This window comes from Mesorhizobium sp. P2_E7 (genome assembly GCF_056403855.1).
In genome coordinates, this window is the sequence record NZ_JBFUER010000001.1 from 2921975 (window position 1) to 2937433 (window position 15459).

The following is a 15459-nucleotide window of genomic DNA, read 5'->3' on the forward strand; positions in this document are numbered from 1 at the left end:
CATGGACGCGCTCACCGCAGCCCTCAAGATCGCCGCATCCGGCCTCGGCGCCCAGTCGGACCGCTTGCGCGTGGTCTCGGAAAACCTTGCCAACGCGCAGTCGACCGGCAACACGCCGGGCGCTGACCCCTATCGCCGCAAGACCATCAGCTTCGTCTCCGAGCTCGACCGTGCCTCGGGCGGCACGATGGTCGAGGTCAACTCCATCGACCGCGATCCCAGCGACTTTCCCGTCGAATTCCAGCCCGGCAACGAGGCCGCCGACGACAAGGGCTACGTCAAGATGCCCAACGTCAACGTGCTGGTCGAGATGGCCGACATGAGCGAAGCCAACCGCTCCTACGAAGCCAACCTTCAGGTCATCAAGCAGGCGCGTGATCTGATCTCCATGACCATCGACCTGATGAGGAACCAGTAATGATCAGCGGCATTGGCGGTATCGGATCGCTTCCACTCAAGCCGGAGATCGGCGGCGCCGACGCCGCGACCGACCTGTTTCAGGGCACCACGGCGCCAATGGCCGGCGGCGAGATCGCCGGCACCTTCGCCGAGGCGCTGAGCCAAGCCGCTTCCAAAACGGTCAACACCTTGCAGAATGCCGAGCAGGTTTCGATCCAGGCGCTCAAGGGCGACGCCGATACCCGCCAGGTCGTCGACGCCGTCATGAGCGCCCAGCAGGCCCTGCAGACCACGATCGCCATTCGCGACAAGGTCGTCTCCGCCTATCTCGAAATCAGCCGTATGGGCATCTGAGGAGACTTGCCGTGAAAGCACTCGCCATTGCAGCGACCGGCATGAACGCCCAGCAGACCAATCTGGAAGTCATCGCCAACAACATCGCCAACATCAACACCACCGGCTACAAGCGCGCGCGCGCCGAATTCTCCGACCTGCTCTACCAGGTCGACCGCTCGCAAGGCGTGCCCAACCGCTCCAATTCCTCGCTGGTGCCGGAAGGCGTGTCGATCGGCCTCGGCGTCAAGACGACGGCGGTGCGCAACGTCCATACACAGGGCGAACTGACCTCGACCGGCAACAGTTTCGACATGGCGCTGACCGGCCGCGGCTGGTTCCAGATCGAGGGCGCCGACGGCGGCACGCTCTACAGCCGCGCCGGCGCCTTCAACACCAACGCCACCGGCCAGCTGGTGACGGTCGACGGCGCCAATGTCATCCCGGCCATCACCGTGCCGGTCGATGCCATCGAAGTCATCGTCAACAAGACCGGCCAGGTCTTTGCCCGCATCGACGGCCAGACCGACCTCCAACTGCTCGGCCAGCTGCAGCTCGCCAACTTCGCCAACGAAGCCGGCCTGGCGCCGCTCGGCGACAATCTGTTCCAGGAAACGCCCGCCTCGGGCCCGGCCAATGTCGGCGTGCCCGGCGATCCCGGCTTCGCCACGGTCCAGCAAGGCTATCTCGAGGCGTCCAACGTCGATCCGGTCAAGGAAATCACCGAACTGATCTCGGCGCAGCGCGCCTATGAGATGAACTCCAAGGTCATCCAGGCCGCGGACGACATGGCCTCGGTCGTGTCCAAGAACATCAGGTAAGGTTTGATGGTCTCTCCGACCTCCCGCTTAGCATTTTGCCGCACCGCGCTGATCCTCGCGCTGGTGGCCGGCGGCGTGCCGGCGTTTGCGCAGGAGAGCGCAGACCAGCAGGCAACGCAGGTCGCCAGCAACCAGGCGGCCGGCGAAGTCGTGTTGATCCCCAATCGGGTCATCTATCCCGGCGAGATGATCGATACCGGCGCCTTGAAGGCGGTGACGCTGCTGCCCGGCAAGCACAGGCCGGATGCGGTTGCCACGCACGCCGAGGAACTCCAGGGCAAGGTCGTCAAGCGCACGCTGCTCCCGGGCCGCTACATTCCGGTCGCCGCCATCCGCGATGCCTGGCTGGTCGAACAGGGCGCCGCCGTACAGGTCTATTTCATCGCCGGCGACCTCACCATTTCGGCCACGGCGGTGTCGCTGCAGCCGGGCGCCGCGGGCGATCTGATCAAGGTCCGCAACACCGACAGCGGCAAGATCTTTTCCGGCACGGTGATGGCCGACGGCACCATCCGGGTCAGCGCATCATGAGACGCGGACCTGCCCTTCTGCTCGCGGCCATTCTCGGCCTGCAGCCGGCGCTGGCCGATGGTCTTACGCCGAAGCAAAAGCGCGATCTCGCCGGCCAGAATGGTGGCGCCTTTGTCGACCCCGAATATGACCCGGCCACAACCAGCCGCATGTTCAGGGTGTCCAACGGCCCAAGCTCGCTGCCGCCCGGCCAGGTCGCATCGCGCATCAAGGACATCGCTCAGCTGCAGGCTTCGCGCGACAACCAGCTCGTCGGCTACGGCCTCGTCATCGGCCTCGCCGGGTCGGGCGACAGCTTGCGCAATTCGCCCTTCACCGAACAGTCGATCCGCGCCATGCTGGAAAATCTCGGCATCGCCACCGAAGGCGGCAGCGCGCGCGCCAAGAACGTCGCCGCCGTCATCGTCACCGCCAACATGCCGCCCTACGTCCAGTCGGGCGCCCGCATCGATATCGACGTCTCCTCGATGGGCGACGCCACCTCGCTTGCCGGCGGCACGCTGGTGATGACGCCGCTGAAGGCGGCCGACGGCGAGATCTACGCTGTCGGGCAAGGCTCGGTGATCGTTTCCGGCTTTACCGCGCAAGGACAGGCCGAGCAGCTGACGCAGGGCGTGCCGACGGCCGGCCGCGTGCCCAACGGCGCCATTGTCGAGCGCACGGTGCGCGCCGAGTTCGAAGACCAGTCGCTGCTCACCTTGCAGCTGCGCAATCCCGATTTCTCCACTGCCGTTCGCATCGCCGACGCCATCAACGGCTACACCTCACAGCGCTTCGGCATGCGCGTTGCGGCCGAGCGCGATGCGCGCACCGTCCAGATCAGGCGGCCGAAGAATGTTTCGGCGGCACGCTTCTATGCCGAGATCGAGAACCTGGTGGTCGAATCCGACACGCCGGCGCGGGTCGTCATCGACGAGCGCACCGGCACCATCGTCATCGGCAACGAAGTCAAGATCTCACGCGTGGCGATCAGCCACGGCACGCTCACCGTGCGCATCACCGAACAGCCGAAAATCGTCCAGCCGGAACCCTTCTCCAAGGGCGTGACGGCTGAAGAACCCTTCACCACCATCGAGGCCACCCGGCCCGACGCCCGTGTCGCCGTGCTCGACGGGCCCAATCTCGAAACGCTGGTGTCCGGCCTCAACCGTCTCGGCGTCAAGCCGGACGGCATCATTGCCATCCTGCAAGGCATCAAGTCGGCCGGCGCTTTGCAGGCCGATCTGGTTCTTCAATAGGCCATGAAGATGATCGATCGCCTTTCCCCAAAACATCGCCGCAACGCAGCCCTGGCAGCCTGCGCCGTCGCCACGCTTCTCGCCGCCACATCGGTCGGTGCTGAAGAACCAGTGCGGCAGGTTCTGCCCGGCGGGCAGCAGCCGGCGGCAGCCCAGCAGCTGGTTCGCGAGAAAGCGCCGGACGAAAGCGAAATCCAGCGCTTCTGCTCCAACATCGCCGATGCCGCCCGCGACCGCCGCTACGCGCTGCAGGCCGAAGAGCTGAAGCAGCTGCAGGCCGGTATCGACCAGCGCATGAAGGCGCTGGACGACAAGCGCGCCGAATACGAGCAATGGCTGAAGCGGCGCGAAGTCTTCCTGGCCCGCGCCGAGGACGGCGTCGTCAAGATTTACGCCGGCATGAAGCCGGACGCCGCCGCCGAGCGCCTGGCCATGGTCACCCCCGATCTCGCCGCCGCCATCCTGATGAAACTCGATTCGCGCAAGGCCGGCGTCATTCTCAACGAAATGGACCAGAAGGCTGCGGCCACGCTCACCGGCATCATGGCCAGCGCGGCCCGAAGGGTAGATCCGTCATGAAGTTGCAGTTGCTCGTCCTGGTCGCGGCTGCATCGCTGTCCGGCTGTGCCATCGACCCGAAGGAGATCGGCAGGGAGCCGGTGATGTCGCCGGTCGGCTCCGGCATTACCGGTAGCGTCAATGCGCCCTATGCATACCCGGAAGAGCCGCGGTCGCCGGTAAAGAAATTCTCGCTCTGGGACGATCGCCAGAGCCGATTGTTCACCGATCCGCGCGCGCTGCGCGATGGCGACATCCTGACCGTCAGGATCAAGCTCAACGACAAGGCCAACTTCAAGAACCAGAACGACCGCAGCCGCACCGCCGCGCGCAAACTCGGCTATGACGTCAAGCTCGGATGGGAAGATGCCAGCACCAGCGGCAAGGGCGACGCCGGCTTGAGTTCCAGCACCGAAACCAACGCCGACGGCGAGATCAAGCGTTCGGAAAACCTCGAGCTCAATGTCGCCGCTGTCGTCACCGAAGTGCTGCCCAACGGCAATCTGATGATCCGCGGCTCGCAGGAGGTGCGCGTCAACTACGAGCTCAGGGTGCTGACCATTGCCGGCATGGTGCGTCCCTCCGACATCGGCGCCGAAAACACCATTTCCTACGAACGCATCGCCGAGGCGCGAATTTCTTATGGCGGCCGCGGCCGGATTGCCGAAGTCCAGCAACCTGCCTACGGCCAGCAGATCCTCGACCAAGTCCTCCCCTTCTAGGTCAGGAGAACAGCGCCGTGGCAAATGTCGAACAGGTCCAGCCCAAGAAAGGCCCATCGCTTGTCATCCAGCTCGCGATGCTTTTGGCGGTGACGGGCGCTGCCATCGGCATGGGCTGGGTCTCCGGCGGCTATCTGAAGGGCGTCGGCGGACCGGTCCCGGTGCCCGCCGCACCCGAGAACCAGTCCAACGCCGAGCAGCCGAGCCCGGCCGCCGAACATGCGCCGGGCACCGGGCCGGCGCTCGTGCAGCTGCCGCCGATCACCACCAATCTGGCCGCGCCGGCCGATATCTGGATAAGGCTGGAAGCGTCGGTGGTCTATGACGCGCCGCAACCCCCGGAGATGACCGAGAGCATCCACCAGGACCTGCTGGCCATGGTCCGCACCTTGAAGATGCATCAGATCGAGGGCGCCAGCGGCTACCAGCATTTGAAAGCCGACCTCGAGGAGCGCGCCGCGATCCGCAGCGGTGGCCATGCCAAACAGATTCTGATCAGGACATTGCTGCTCGAATGAGAAAACTCATCCTCGCCGCCGCGATCGTCGTTGCTGCCACTTCTGTCGCCGCTGCCCAGCAGCTCGACCTCGGCGGCATCGGCAAGGCCGACGGCGCCACCGTCGGCTATATCATCCAGATGTTCGGCCTGCTCACCGTGCTGTCGGTGGCGCCGGGCCTGTTGATCATGGTGACGAGCTTCACCCGCTTCGTCATCGCCTTCTCGATCCTGCGCGCCGGCATCGGCCTGCAGTCGACGCCGGCCAATCTGATCCTGATCTCATTGTCGCTGTTCATGACCTTCTATGTCATGGCGCCGACCTTCGACCAGGCCTGGAACACCGGCGTCAAGCCGCTGATGGACAACCAGATCAGCCAGACCGAGGCGTTCGAGAAGATCTCGGACCCGTTCCGCACCTTCATGCTGCACAATGTCCGCGACAAGGATTTCGACCTGTTCGCCGATCTCGCCCGCGAACGCGGCCAGGTGGTTGCCAAGGAAACCGTCGACCTGCGCATCCTGGTGCCGGCCTTCATGATCTCCGAAATCCGCCGCGGTTTCGAGATCGGTTTCCTGATCGTGCTGCCGTTCCTCGTCATCGATCTGATCGTCGCCACAATCACCATGGCCATGGGCATGATGATGCTGCCGCCGACCGTCGTTTCGCTGCCCTTCAAGATCCTGTTCTTCGTCCTCATCGACGGCTGGAACCTGCTGGTCGGCAGCCTGGTGCGATCCTTCACCTGACCGCCCGCGCCCCTGCGTGGCGCCTGGCTAAAACTTTATCCAATATATTTCCGGTTAACCGTCCCGTTTAGCCCTTTGGTAGGGACTTGCCCGCATATTGCTCGCAGATGGCGGGTGATCGGGTCTCACGATCATTGGCATGATGCCGCTCCGTCATACCGGAAAAGCCGGTATGCAAAAAAACACCCTGTAAAAATCAAGGTACGAGTAGCCATGTCCAGTATCATGACGAACGCCGCGGCGCTGACCGCACTGCAGAGCCTGAACAGCACCAACAAATCCCTCGAGCAGACGCAGGCCCGCATTTCGACCGGCTACCGCGTCGCCACCGCTTCCGACAACGCCGCCTACTGGTCGATCGCGACCTCGATGAAGTCCGACAACAAGGCGCTTTCGTCGGTTCAGGATTCGCTCGGCCTCGGCGCCGGCAAGGTTGACACCGCCTACACCGCCATCAACGACATCAAGGACCAGGTCGATCTGATCAAGTCCAAGCTCGTCACCGCTCGCGGCGCCTCGAAGGAAGACCAGCAGAAGATCGCGACCGAAATCAACGCCATCCAGGCGCAGATCAAGTCGTCGGTGACCAACGCCAACTTCGCCGGCTCGAACCTGCTGCAGACCGACGGCGCTGCCGCCTCCGACCTGAAGATCGTCGCTTCCTACAACCGTACCGGCGCGACCGTCACCATCGACACCATCGACGTCAAGGCTGCCGACACGCAGGTTCTCGACGTCGCCGGCACGGGCGGCATCGTTGGCGGCCTGCTCGCCACGGCCTTCTTCGATCCGAGCACCACGGCCGTTGCCGCCACCGCCATCGACACCGCACTCGGCACCGTTGAAACGGCGCTCGCCAAGCTGTCCACCGGCGCTGCCTCGCTCGGCGCTGCCAAGTCGCGCATCGACACCCAGAAGAGCTTCCTGTCGAACCTGTCGGACTCGATCGACAAGGGCGTCGGCGCTCTGGTCGACGCCGACATGAACAAGGAATCGACCCGTCTGCAGGCCCTCCAGGTCCAGCAGCAGCTCGGCATCCAGGCGCTGTCGATCGCCAACGGCAACTCGCAGTCGATCCTGTCGCTCTTCCGCGGCTGATCTCTCGACTTTACGACCGACAAGATCCGATCGGGCCGCGCCAACAGCGCGGCCCGATTTCTTTTTGTGGCTGTTGATTTTCTCTTTGAATGGCGGCCGATTTTGCTTTTGGCCAGCGCCCGGATTGGCTTGTTTTAACAGGCCATTAACCATATCCCGCTAGTCATGGTTAACCATACCATGGCGGGCAGACCAGACGGTCGATGGGCTTATGCCTACCCCCTGATGAAGTTGATCCGGCGTGTGCAGGACACGCCAGTTTTTGAAAAGGGGTAGATATCTTGGCAAGCATCATGACGAACGCCTCGGCGCTGACCGCGCTGCAGAGCCTGAACAACACCAACAAGCAGCTCGAAATGACGCAGGCCCGCATTTCGACCGGCTACCGCGTCGCCACCGCCAGCGACAACGCTGCCTACTGGTCGATCGCCACCACGATGAAGTCCGACAACAAGGCGCTTTCGGCCGTTCAGGACGCGCTCGGCCTCGGCGCCGGCAAGGTTGACACCGCCTACACCGCCATCACCGACATCAAGGACCAGGTCGATCTGATCAAGGCCAAGCTGGTTACCGCGCGCAGCGCCTCGAAGGACGACCAGCAGAAGATCGCGACCGAAATCAAGGCCATCCAGGACCAGATCAAGTCGTCGGTCACCAACGCTTCCTATGCAGGCTCGAACCTGCTGCAGAACGACGCTACCGCAGCCTCCGACCTGAAGATCGTCGCTTCCTACAACCGCACCGGCACGACCGTCGCCATCGACACCATCGACGTCAAGGCTTCCGATACGCAGGTTCTCGATCTTCCCGGCACGGGCGGCATCGTCGGCGGCCTGCTTGCTGCGACCTTCTTCGATCCGAGCACCACACAGGTCCTCCCGGCTGCCATCGACACCGCACTCGGCGCCGTTGAAACGGCGCTGGCCAAACTGTCCACGGGTGCAGCCTATCTCGGCGCCGCCAAATCGCGCATCGACACCCAGAAGAGCTTCCTGTCGAACCTGTCGGACTCCATCGACAAGGGCGTCGGCGCTCTGGTCGACGCCGACATGAACAAGGAATCGACGCGGCTGCAGGCCCTCCAGGTCCAGCAGCAGCTCGGCATCCAGTCGCTGTCGATCGCCAACGGCAACTCGCAGTCGATCCTGGCGCTGTTCAAGCAGTAAGCGGACCGGGCTTTCTCTTCCCATGGATTAAAGGGCCGCGCCAACAGCGCGGCCCTTTCGCTTTGTGGCTGTATTTGATGCATGTCGTTGGCCCGGAACCGCCGCACACTTCCGGGCGACATGCTCTATCATCTTCGCACAAGCTTCGCGGTCTAGTGTTCCCACGGAATATCATGCTGGGAGCGCTTGAATCGTGCCGCAACAGATCCAGAGCATCATCTCGAATCTCAGGGCATTTGGCGTCAGGCGCCTGGCCATGCTGGCCGGCATCGCCGCGCTGGTCATGGCCGTCATCGGCATCGGCTCGGTCTATCTCAATCGCCCCGCCTACGAGACGCTCTATGTCGGGCTCGACCGCTCCGACGTGAACCAGATCGGCCTGGTGCTCGGCGAGGCCGGCATCGGCTTCGACGTCGGCTCCGACGGCACCTCCGTGCTGGTGCCGGCCGGCACCACCGCGCAGGCGCGCATGCTGCTTGCCGAAAAAGGCCTGCCGACCAGCGCCAATGCCGGCTACGAACTGTTCGACAATGTCGGCGCGATGGGCCTGACATCCTTCATGCAGCAGATCACCCGCGTGCGCGCGCTGGAAGGCGAGATCGCCCGCACCATCCAGTCGATCGCGGGCATCAAGGCGGCACGCGTCCACATCGTCATGTCCGAGCGCGCCAATTTCCGCCGCGACGAACAGCAGCCCTCGGCCTCGGTGGTGATCCGCTATTCCGGCATCGACGCCGAAAAGAGCGCCATGTCGATCCGCCATCTCGTCGCCGCCGCTGTCCCCGGCCTGTCGGCCGACAAGGTGACCGTGCTCGATTCCAACGGCAACCTTCTGGCCGCCGGCGACGACCCCTCCAACACCAGCGCTGCCCGCACGCTCGGCGTCGAGCAGACCGTCGAGGCGCAGATCGGCGACAACATCCGCCGCGCGCTGACCCCCTATCTCGGACCAGACAATTTCCGCGCCAGCGTCAAGGCCGATGTCAACACCGACACCCGCCAGACCGAAGAGACGATCTTCGATCCGGAGTCGCGCGTCGAGCGTTCGGTGCAGTCGGTGCGTGCCAACGAGAACAGCAACCAGAGGCAGGCCTCGACCCCCGCCAGCGTCGAGCAGAACCTGCCCGAGACCCAGGCGACCAGCACCGAAGGCCCGCAGACGACATCGGCCAACGACCGCAAGGAGGAGATCACCAACTACGAGATCAACTCCAAGAAGATCGCCACCGTCTCCAACGGTTACTCCGTCACCAAGATGTCGATCGCCGTCGTCGTCAACCAGCAGCGGCTGATGACCATCCTCGGCAAGGACGCCACCCCCGAGCAGATCGCCAAGCGCGTCGCCGACATCCAGAAGATGGTGGCCTCGGCCACCGGCTTCGACGACAAGCGCGGCGATATCATCGACGTCTCGGCGGTCGAGTTCATCGACGGCCTGGACGGCGAGCCGATCGAGCAGCCGGGCATCATGGCATCGATCGGAACCCATGCCGGCACGATGATCAATGCCGGCGCCTTCATCGTCGTGGTGTTCCTGGTCGCCTTCTTCGGCCTGAGGCCAATGGCCGCCGCGCTGACCGCGCGGCCGACGCCCGCACTTGCCGGTCCAAGCTTCGACGATGTCCAGCGTTCGCTGCCGACACCTGAAACCACCGCCACTGCCGAACCCCCGCCGGCGGCATTGCCGAGCGGCCGTCCCGGCCCGACCCCGCTCGACGATCTTCGCCAGAAGATCAGGCCGGCGCCACAGGAACGGCTTGCCCGCATGGTCGATCTTAACGAGGAGCGCACCGCGCAGATCCTGCGCAAATGGGCGGCCCAGGAAGCAGCGGTGTAGACCATGGTCTCGGCAGCTCTTTTCGACCTTTTGCCTGATTTCGGCGCGCGCACCCAGCGCGCCGGCCAGCCGCCGCTTGCGACCAAGGCCGAGCCAAGGCCGGAGACGCCGGCGCCGCAGGCCGACATCGGCGCGCTGATCGCCGAAGCAGTCGTCGATGCCGAGGCCGCCCTTGAAGCCCGCCTTGCCGTGGCTCACGAGGCAGCGCTCGAAGCAGAGCGCCAAGCCAGCGCCGATGAAGCAAAGGCTTTTCTGGAAAGCTTCGGCGGCGATGTCGGCGTAGCCGTTGCTGCCCGTATCGACGCCATGGAGGCAAAGGTCAGCGAGCTTGTCGGCGCCACCATTGCCCGCATCATTGGCGGCATCGTCAGCGACGACCTGCAGAAGCGTTCGCTGGAAGCCCTTGCCGGCACGATCCGCGAAGCCGTTGGCGACAGCGAGGCGGTGCGCATCGCCGTGCGTGGCCCGCTCTCCTTGTTCGAGACGCTGAAGGCTTCGCTTGGGCCGCGCGCCGCCAATCTCGATTTCGTCGAGGCGCCCGGCTTCGACCTCACCGTCGCCATTGACGAGGCGGTGTTCGAAACCCGTATCGCCGAATGGTCTTCCGCCTTGTCCGAGGCCCTGTCATGAGTACCGCCGACGCCGCCGAACACCCGCACGAGATCATCATCGTGCGGCGCAGTCACGACGACCACGACGACGCCCACCATGGTGGCGTCTGGAAGATTGCCTTCGCCGATTTCATGACCGCCATGATGTGCTTCTTCCTCGTCATGTGGCTGATCAACGCGGCCAACGAGCAGACCAAGGCAGCCGTCGCCAGCTATTTCAACCCGGTCAAGCTGGTCGACCGCAACGCCAGCCGCAAGGGCCTGGAGGATCTCGGCAACGGGCCGAGCGCGGCCGGCCAATCGTCAAGCGACCCGCAGGAAAAGACCAGCAAGAGCGGACAGGACGAGAGCGGCGCTTCCGGCACGTCGGACAGCAGCGCTTCGGCGGCTTCGGAAAAGGGCACAGCTAGCGCGCCAGCCGAAAAGCAGACGAAGGATCTGGAGCAAAAGACGGACCTTTCCGACGAGCATCTGTTTGCCGATCCCTATGCGGTGCTGTCGGAAATCGCCACCGACACCGGCGTCATGCAGAATGTCAGCGAAAAGGGCGATGGCGGCGCGCAGGCGTCCGGTCCGGCCACCGGCGCATCGGGCGGCCAATCCTATCGCGACCCGTTCGCGCCGGATTTCTGGTCGCAGCAGGTGGCGGCACCAGGCGCCGAAGCCACCGCCGAACGCAGCAAGATCGAAGGCGATCCTCTGAAGCCCGGCGACAAGGCCGCAAAGGAGCAAGTGGCTGAAGTGAAGGCCGTGCCGCCCGCGCCGCCGGTGGTCGATGCGCCACTGCAGCCGCTGGCGAAATCCGCATCCGACAAGCCGCTTACGAAGGCTGAAGCCAAGGCAGAGGCGAAGGCTGAAGCCGCAAAGGCCGCTGCTGAAAAGGCAGGGGCTGCAAAGGCGGAAGTCGCCGAAGCTCAAACCACGCCCAAGCCCGAAGCCGCGGAAAAGGTGCCGAGTGCCGCCGCCGCCCAGGCCGCGGCGCAGGTCAAGCAGGAACTGGCCGAGGCCTTCAAGCCAGGCGACAAATTGCACGACGGCGTCTCCGTCGAGGCCACCGACAAGGGCGTCGTCATCTCGATCACCGACCAGTTCGATTTCGGCATGTTCGAGATCGGCTCGGCAGTGCCCAGGCGTGAACTGGTGCTGGCGATGGAAAAGATCGGCCGCATCGTCAACGAACAGAAAGGCACGATCAGCATCAACGGCCACACCGATGCGCGGCCGTTCCGCAGCGACACCTATGACAATTGGCGGCTGTCCACGGCGCGCGCCCATTCCGCCTACTACATGCTGGTGCGCGGCGGCGTCGACGAGCGCCGCATCACCGAGGTCGCCGGTTTCGCCGACCGCGAGCCGAAAATTGCAGCCGACCCGATGGCGGCCGCCAACCGCCGCATCGAGATCCTGATGGCGACCGACGGATGAGGCGCTCCGCCATCATCGGCCGCGCCATCGGCCTGCTGCTGTTGAGCGCTGTCTATTCGCCGGCAGCTTTTGCCGAGGACGGCTTGCAGCCCTATCAGCTGGTGCGTTCGCTGCAGCTGGTGCAGGATCGCATCGCTGCTGGCGACCATGCCGCGCTGCCGATGCAGGCCAAGCTGCTCGAAATGACCGACACAAGGCTGCGCGCGGCGGGCGCGCAGGACTTCAGCGACCCGAAGAATTTTCGCGCCTTGCTGGTCTATGGCATGAGCGGTGGCAACCCCGTCACCGTCGAGGCGGCGGTGTCGCGCGCCAAGACCGACCAGCAAAGCCTTGCCATCGCCAAGGGCATTGTCGACTATCTGAACGGCCGCCCGGCGGCCGCGATCGAGGCGCTGAAGCCGATCGACCCGATGACGCTGCCCACCGATCTCGGCGCTTTCCTGGCGCTGGTCAAAGGCTCACTGCTCGCCACCGAGCAACCGGCCGCAGCACTTGCCCTGCTCGACGACGCTCGCCTGCTCAGCCCCGGCACGTTGGTCGAGGAAGCAGCGCTGCGCCGCTCGGTCGGCATCGCCGCCGCGCAAGGCGACGGCGCGCGCTTCGCGCTTGCCTCGACCCAGTATGTCGAGGACTACCTCTATTCGCCCTATGCCAGCCAGTTTGCCGACGCCTTCGTGTCCGGCGTGATCACGCTGCACATGGCGATTAGCCAGGACAAGCTCGCCGACATCACCGCAATGATGGATCCCGAACGCGAGACGGTGATCTATCTGCGCATCGCCCGCCGCGCGGCGATCGACGGCTTCGCCGATCTCTCCGCTTTTGCCTCGGCCCGGGCCGAACAGGGCCGCGACGGCATCCACAATCAGGACGACCCGCGCGCCCAGCTCTATTCCAGCCTGTCCACGGTGACGTCGGGCACCATCGAAGAGGTCCGCGCCAAGCTCTCCAGGATCGATCGCAGCCAGCTTTCGCAAAGCGATCGCGACCTGCTCGATGCCGCGCAGGCCGTGGCCGGCGAAGTGATCGCGCCGCCGGCGCCGCTGCCTGTCGGCAAGCCGGCGCCCGCCGCGGCCAAACAGGAACCGGTCAAGACCGCGGCTGCGGTAAATCCCGATGAGCCCGAGCTGCCGCCGGTCGAAGGCGCAATGCCGGAGCAGCCAGCAGCTGGCGCACCGGGCGGACCGGCCGCAACCGACCAGCCGAAGGCGCCAGGCGAGCCTGCCGCTCAGGCACAAAGCACGTCTCAGACAAAGGCGCCGCAAGCGCCTGCAGTCGCCACCGCCAGCGATGCGGCGCCTGTCGTGCCGGCATCGGCGCCTGCCGGGGCCGAGCCCGCCGATCCCACCGACGCCGCCATGGCCAAGACGCGTCGCCAGCTCGATTTGATCGACCAGATGCTTGGAGCAGCACCGAAATGACCACCAATGTTGGCCAGGCCTTGCCGGGATTTGCACCCGTGCACGCTGGATCGAAGCAGTCGGCGCCGAACGCCAAGGGCGATGACAAAAGCTTCGGTGAACTGGTGCGCGACGGGGACAATGCGCAGACACAGAAAGGCCAGGGAGCAACAGAGGCCGTGCCGCACGAGCCACGCTGGAGCCGACGCAGCGCGGCCGGTCCCGTCAAGGGCGAGACTGCACACGCAGAGACGGGAAAGACGGCCTCCAAACCGGTTGTCGGGAAAGCCGCAAAGGACCCTGCCGCCAGCGATCCGGACAAGACATCCGCTGACGCTGAGGCGGGTGGACAAGTGGCAGGCACGGCTCCCCTGCAGGACCATCTGCCGTTGCTGATAGCGCTGCATGATATCAGCCGCTTCTCGGCGACCAGGGCGAGCGGGAACGGGCCCGCCACGAACGAACAGAGTGAACAACCGGCACTCGACGGCGACACCGTTCCTGCGCATACGCCGCCTCTGTCGTTGAAGAAATTCCGCGCGACATCCGGCCCCGACAACAGCCTCGAAACGACGCCACGGCCCGAGCGGGCCAAGGCCGGCGCTGACATTTCCGCACAGGATCAGGGGCAAAAGCTGGCCACGATCGGACCCCAGTCCGACAAGCCGCCGCACCAGGATGGCGCGACGCCAACTCTGCCGGCGGACGGGCCGGCAAGCGACGGTTCGGCCCCCGATGCAAAGCGGTCTGCGCCGTCGATGAAGGTCGTCGATGGAGCCCATCCCGCTGCATCGTCCACACCCGAAAAACAGGCGCCGTCCGCCGGGCGCGTCGACATTGTCGCCGAGCAGAGTTTCCCGGCGCCGGCGCAGAGCCCAATGAACCAGACAACGTCAGCTCTGATCGACGCACTCGCCTCGGAAAACGGCCTGCGGCAAGCGGTTTCGACACCGTCGACGAGCGCCCAGACGGCCGGTTCTGTTGCCGTTCCGACACATATATTGAAGATCGAGCTTCACCCGGCCGAGCTCGGCATGGTCACAGCCAGTCTCAGGCTCGCCGGCGAACAACTTTCGATAGAATTGAAGCCGGAGACGCATGAGGCTTATCGCCGTCTCGCCACCGACAGCGACGCCATTGTGAAGTCGTTGCGCGGGCTCGGTTTCGATGTCGACAAGGTCACCATCCTGCAACCCTCGATAGCAACCCACGCGCCGGCGCGCAGCGATGCGGCGAACTCCCAGCCGATGCCGCAAGGCCGCGATCAGTCCGCTTTTCAGCCCGGAAACTCGAGCGGCAACAATGCGAGTTCGGGCGGCCAGCAGTCGGGAAGAAACCGCAATGACGATGCCCAGGAATTCGGCCGCCCTGCAGCGCCTGTTCGCGAGCGTGCTGGCGACGATATGTTTATCTAGCCTCGGCATTGGCCCGGCCAACGCCGCTACCAACCCTTGCGAGCCCGAGATCCTGCGCGCCGCCGATCGCTATGGCGTGCCGGCCGGCATCCTCTATGCCGTCGGACTGACCGAAACCGGAAAGAAGGGCAGTCTTCAGCCTAATGCCTTGAATATAGAAGGAAAAGCCGTTTTTCCGAAGAGCCGCACCGAGGCTTTGGCGACCTTCGAAGCGGCCCAGCGCGAGGGCAAGACGCTCATCGATCTCGGCTGCATGCAGATCAACCATCACTATCACGCATCGCATTTTCGCAGCGTCGACGACATGCTCGATCCGCGCCAGAATGTCGACTATGCGGCGCGCTTCCTGGCCAGCCTGCATGCCCGTCACGTCAGCTGGTCGATGGCGGTCGCCCGCTACCACGCCGGCCCCGACAACGATCCCGCGCAGAAATTCTACGTCTGCCGCGTCATCGCCAACATGGTCGCCACCGGCTTCGGCAAATGGACGCCAAACGCCCGCACCTTCTGCAACCCATAGACGCAGTCGCCTTTCGGAGATATGAGCAGGCCGCGAGCCCGCTGATGCCCCGGCGCGTCACCGGTATCGCCAACCGACGATACAACCCTGTGACTGCTGTTATTTCGAAAGCCGAAATAACTCCCAAGAAAATAGCTAC

17 protein-coding genes are annotated in these 15459 nt (G+C 64.7%); all 17 read left to right on the top strand.

Translation table 11 applies throughout. From position 1 onward, the window contains the following. The first annotated feature begins 1 nt into the window (after position 1). The 17 genes from flgC (at position 2) to AC1DYC_RS14445 (ending at position 15320) form a co-directional block, all read left to right on the top strand. Positions 2–418, top strand: coding sequence for a flagellar basal body rod protein FlgC (gene flgC / locus AC1DYC_RS14365; protein WP_142865957.1), 417 nt, complete (start codon positions 2–4; stop codon positions 416–418). Next, on the top strand, positions 418–753 hold the full coding sequence (gene fliE, locus AC1DYC_RS14370; protein ID WP_142865958.1) for a flagellar hook-basal body complex protein FliE: 336 nt from the start codon (positions 418–420) through the stop codon (positions 751–753). Before flgC ends, fliE begins: the two co-directional genes overlap by 1 nt. Positions 754–764: 11 nt before the next feature. Next, a complete protein-coding gene (gene flgG / locus AC1DYC_RS14375; protein WP_477303564.1) occupies positions 765–1553 on the top strand; it encodes a flagellar basal-body rod protein FlgG in 789 nt (262 codons plus the stop codon). 6 nt (positions 1554–1559) lie between these two features. Continuing rightward, positions 1560–2084 (top strand): flagellar basal body P-ring formation chaperone FlgA, encoded by a 525-nt coding sequence (flgA, locus tag AC1DYC_RS14380; protein WP_477407231.1) that lies wholly within the window; start codon positions 1560–1562, stop codon positions 2082–2084. Next, complete coding sequence (locus AC1DYC_RS14385) at positions 2081–3322, top strand: flagellar basal body P-ring protein FlgI (protein ID WP_477233034.1); 1242 nt, start codon at positions 2081–2083, stop codon at positions 3320–3322. The genes flgA and AC1DYC_RS14385 overlap by 4 nt, the downstream gene beginning before the upstream one ends. A 3-nt stretch (positions 3323–3325) precedes the next feature. Beyond that, positions 3326–3901: a MotE family protein gene (locus AC1DYC_RS14390; RefSeq protein ID WP_477303568.1), complete on the top strand. Its 576-nt coding sequence runs from the start codon at positions 3326–3328 to the stop codon at positions 3899–3901. Continuing rightward, positions 3898–4602 (top strand): flagellar basal body L-ring protein FlgH, encoded by a 705-nt coding sequence (flgH, locus tag AC1DYC_RS14395; protein ID WP_477303570.1) that lies wholly within the window; start codon positions 3898–3900, stop codon positions 4600–4602. Before AC1DYC_RS14390 ends, flgH begins: the two co-directional genes overlap by 4 nt. Positions 4603–4619: 17 nt before the next feature. Next, a complete protein-coding gene (locus tag AC1DYC_RS14400; protein WP_477407233.1) occupies positions 4620–5120 on the top strand; it encodes a flagellar basal body-associated FliL family protein in 501 nt (166 codons plus the stop codon). Beyond that, entirely contained in the window at positions 5117–5848 is a 732-nt protein-coding gene (gene fliP, locus AC1DYC_RS14405) for a flagellar type III secretion system pore protein FliP (RefSeq protein ID WP_192254432.1), read from the top strand. The genes AC1DYC_RS14400 and fliP overlap by 4 nt, the downstream gene beginning before the upstream one ends. Before the next feature lie 213 nt (positions 5849–6061). After that, on the top strand, positions 6062–6946 hold the full coding sequence (locus AC1DYC_RS14410) for a flagellin N-terminal helical domain-containing protein (RefSeq protein WP_477338818.1): 885 nt from the start codon (positions 6062–6064) through the stop codon (positions 6944–6946). A 281-nt stretch (positions 6947–7227) separates the two neighbouring features. Continuing rightward, the gene (locus AC1DYC_RS14415; RefSeq protein ID WP_477400868.1) at positions 7228–8112 is read left to right on the top strand and encodes a flagellin N-terminal helical domain-containing protein; all 885 of its coding nucleotides are present in this window, start codon (positions 7228–7230) and stop codon (positions 8110–8112) included. A 193-nt stretch (positions 8113–8305) separates the two neighbouring features. Further along, the gene (gene fliF, locus AC1DYC_RS14420; RefSeq protein WP_477407235.1) at positions 8306–9949 is read left to right on the top strand and encodes a flagellar basal-body MS-ring/collar protein FliF; all 1644 of its coding nucleotides are present in this window, start codon (positions 8306–8308) and stop codon (positions 9947–9949) included. Between the two features lie 3 nt (positions 9950–9952). Beyond that, the gene (locus AC1DYC_RS14425) at positions 9953–10579 is read left to right on the top strand and encodes a hypothetical protein (protein WP_477407237.1); all 627 of its coding nucleotides are present in this window, start codon (positions 9953–9955) and stop codon (positions 10577–10579) included. Further along, a complete protein-coding gene (locus AC1DYC_RS14430) occupies positions 10576–11985 on the top strand; it encodes a MotB family protein (protein WP_477407239.1) in 1410 nt (469 codons plus the stop codon). Before AC1DYC_RS14425 ends, AC1DYC_RS14430 begins: the two co-directional genes overlap by 4 nt. Next, on the top strand, positions 11982–13406 hold the full coding sequence (locus tag AC1DYC_RS14435) for a chemotaxis protein MotC (protein ID WP_477407241.1): 1425 nt from the start codon (positions 11982–11984) through the stop codon (positions 13404–13406). Before AC1DYC_RS14430 ends, AC1DYC_RS14435 begins: the two co-directional genes overlap by 4 nt. Continuing rightward, positions 13403–14800: a flagellar hook-length control protein FliK gene (fliK, locus tag AC1DYC_RS14440; protein ID WP_477407243.1), complete on the top strand. Its 1398-nt coding sequence runs from the start codon at positions 13403–13405 to the stop codon at positions 14798–14800. Before AC1DYC_RS14435 ends, fliK begins: the two co-directional genes overlap by 4 nt. Next, complete coding sequence (locus AC1DYC_RS14445; RefSeq protein WP_477408306.1) at positions 14733–15320, top strand: transglycosylase SLT domain-containing protein; 588 nt, start codon at positions 14733–14735, stop codon at positions 15318–15320. Before fliK ends, AC1DYC_RS14445 begins: the two co-directional genes overlap by 68 nt. Positions 15321–15459 lie beyond the last annotated feature (139 nt).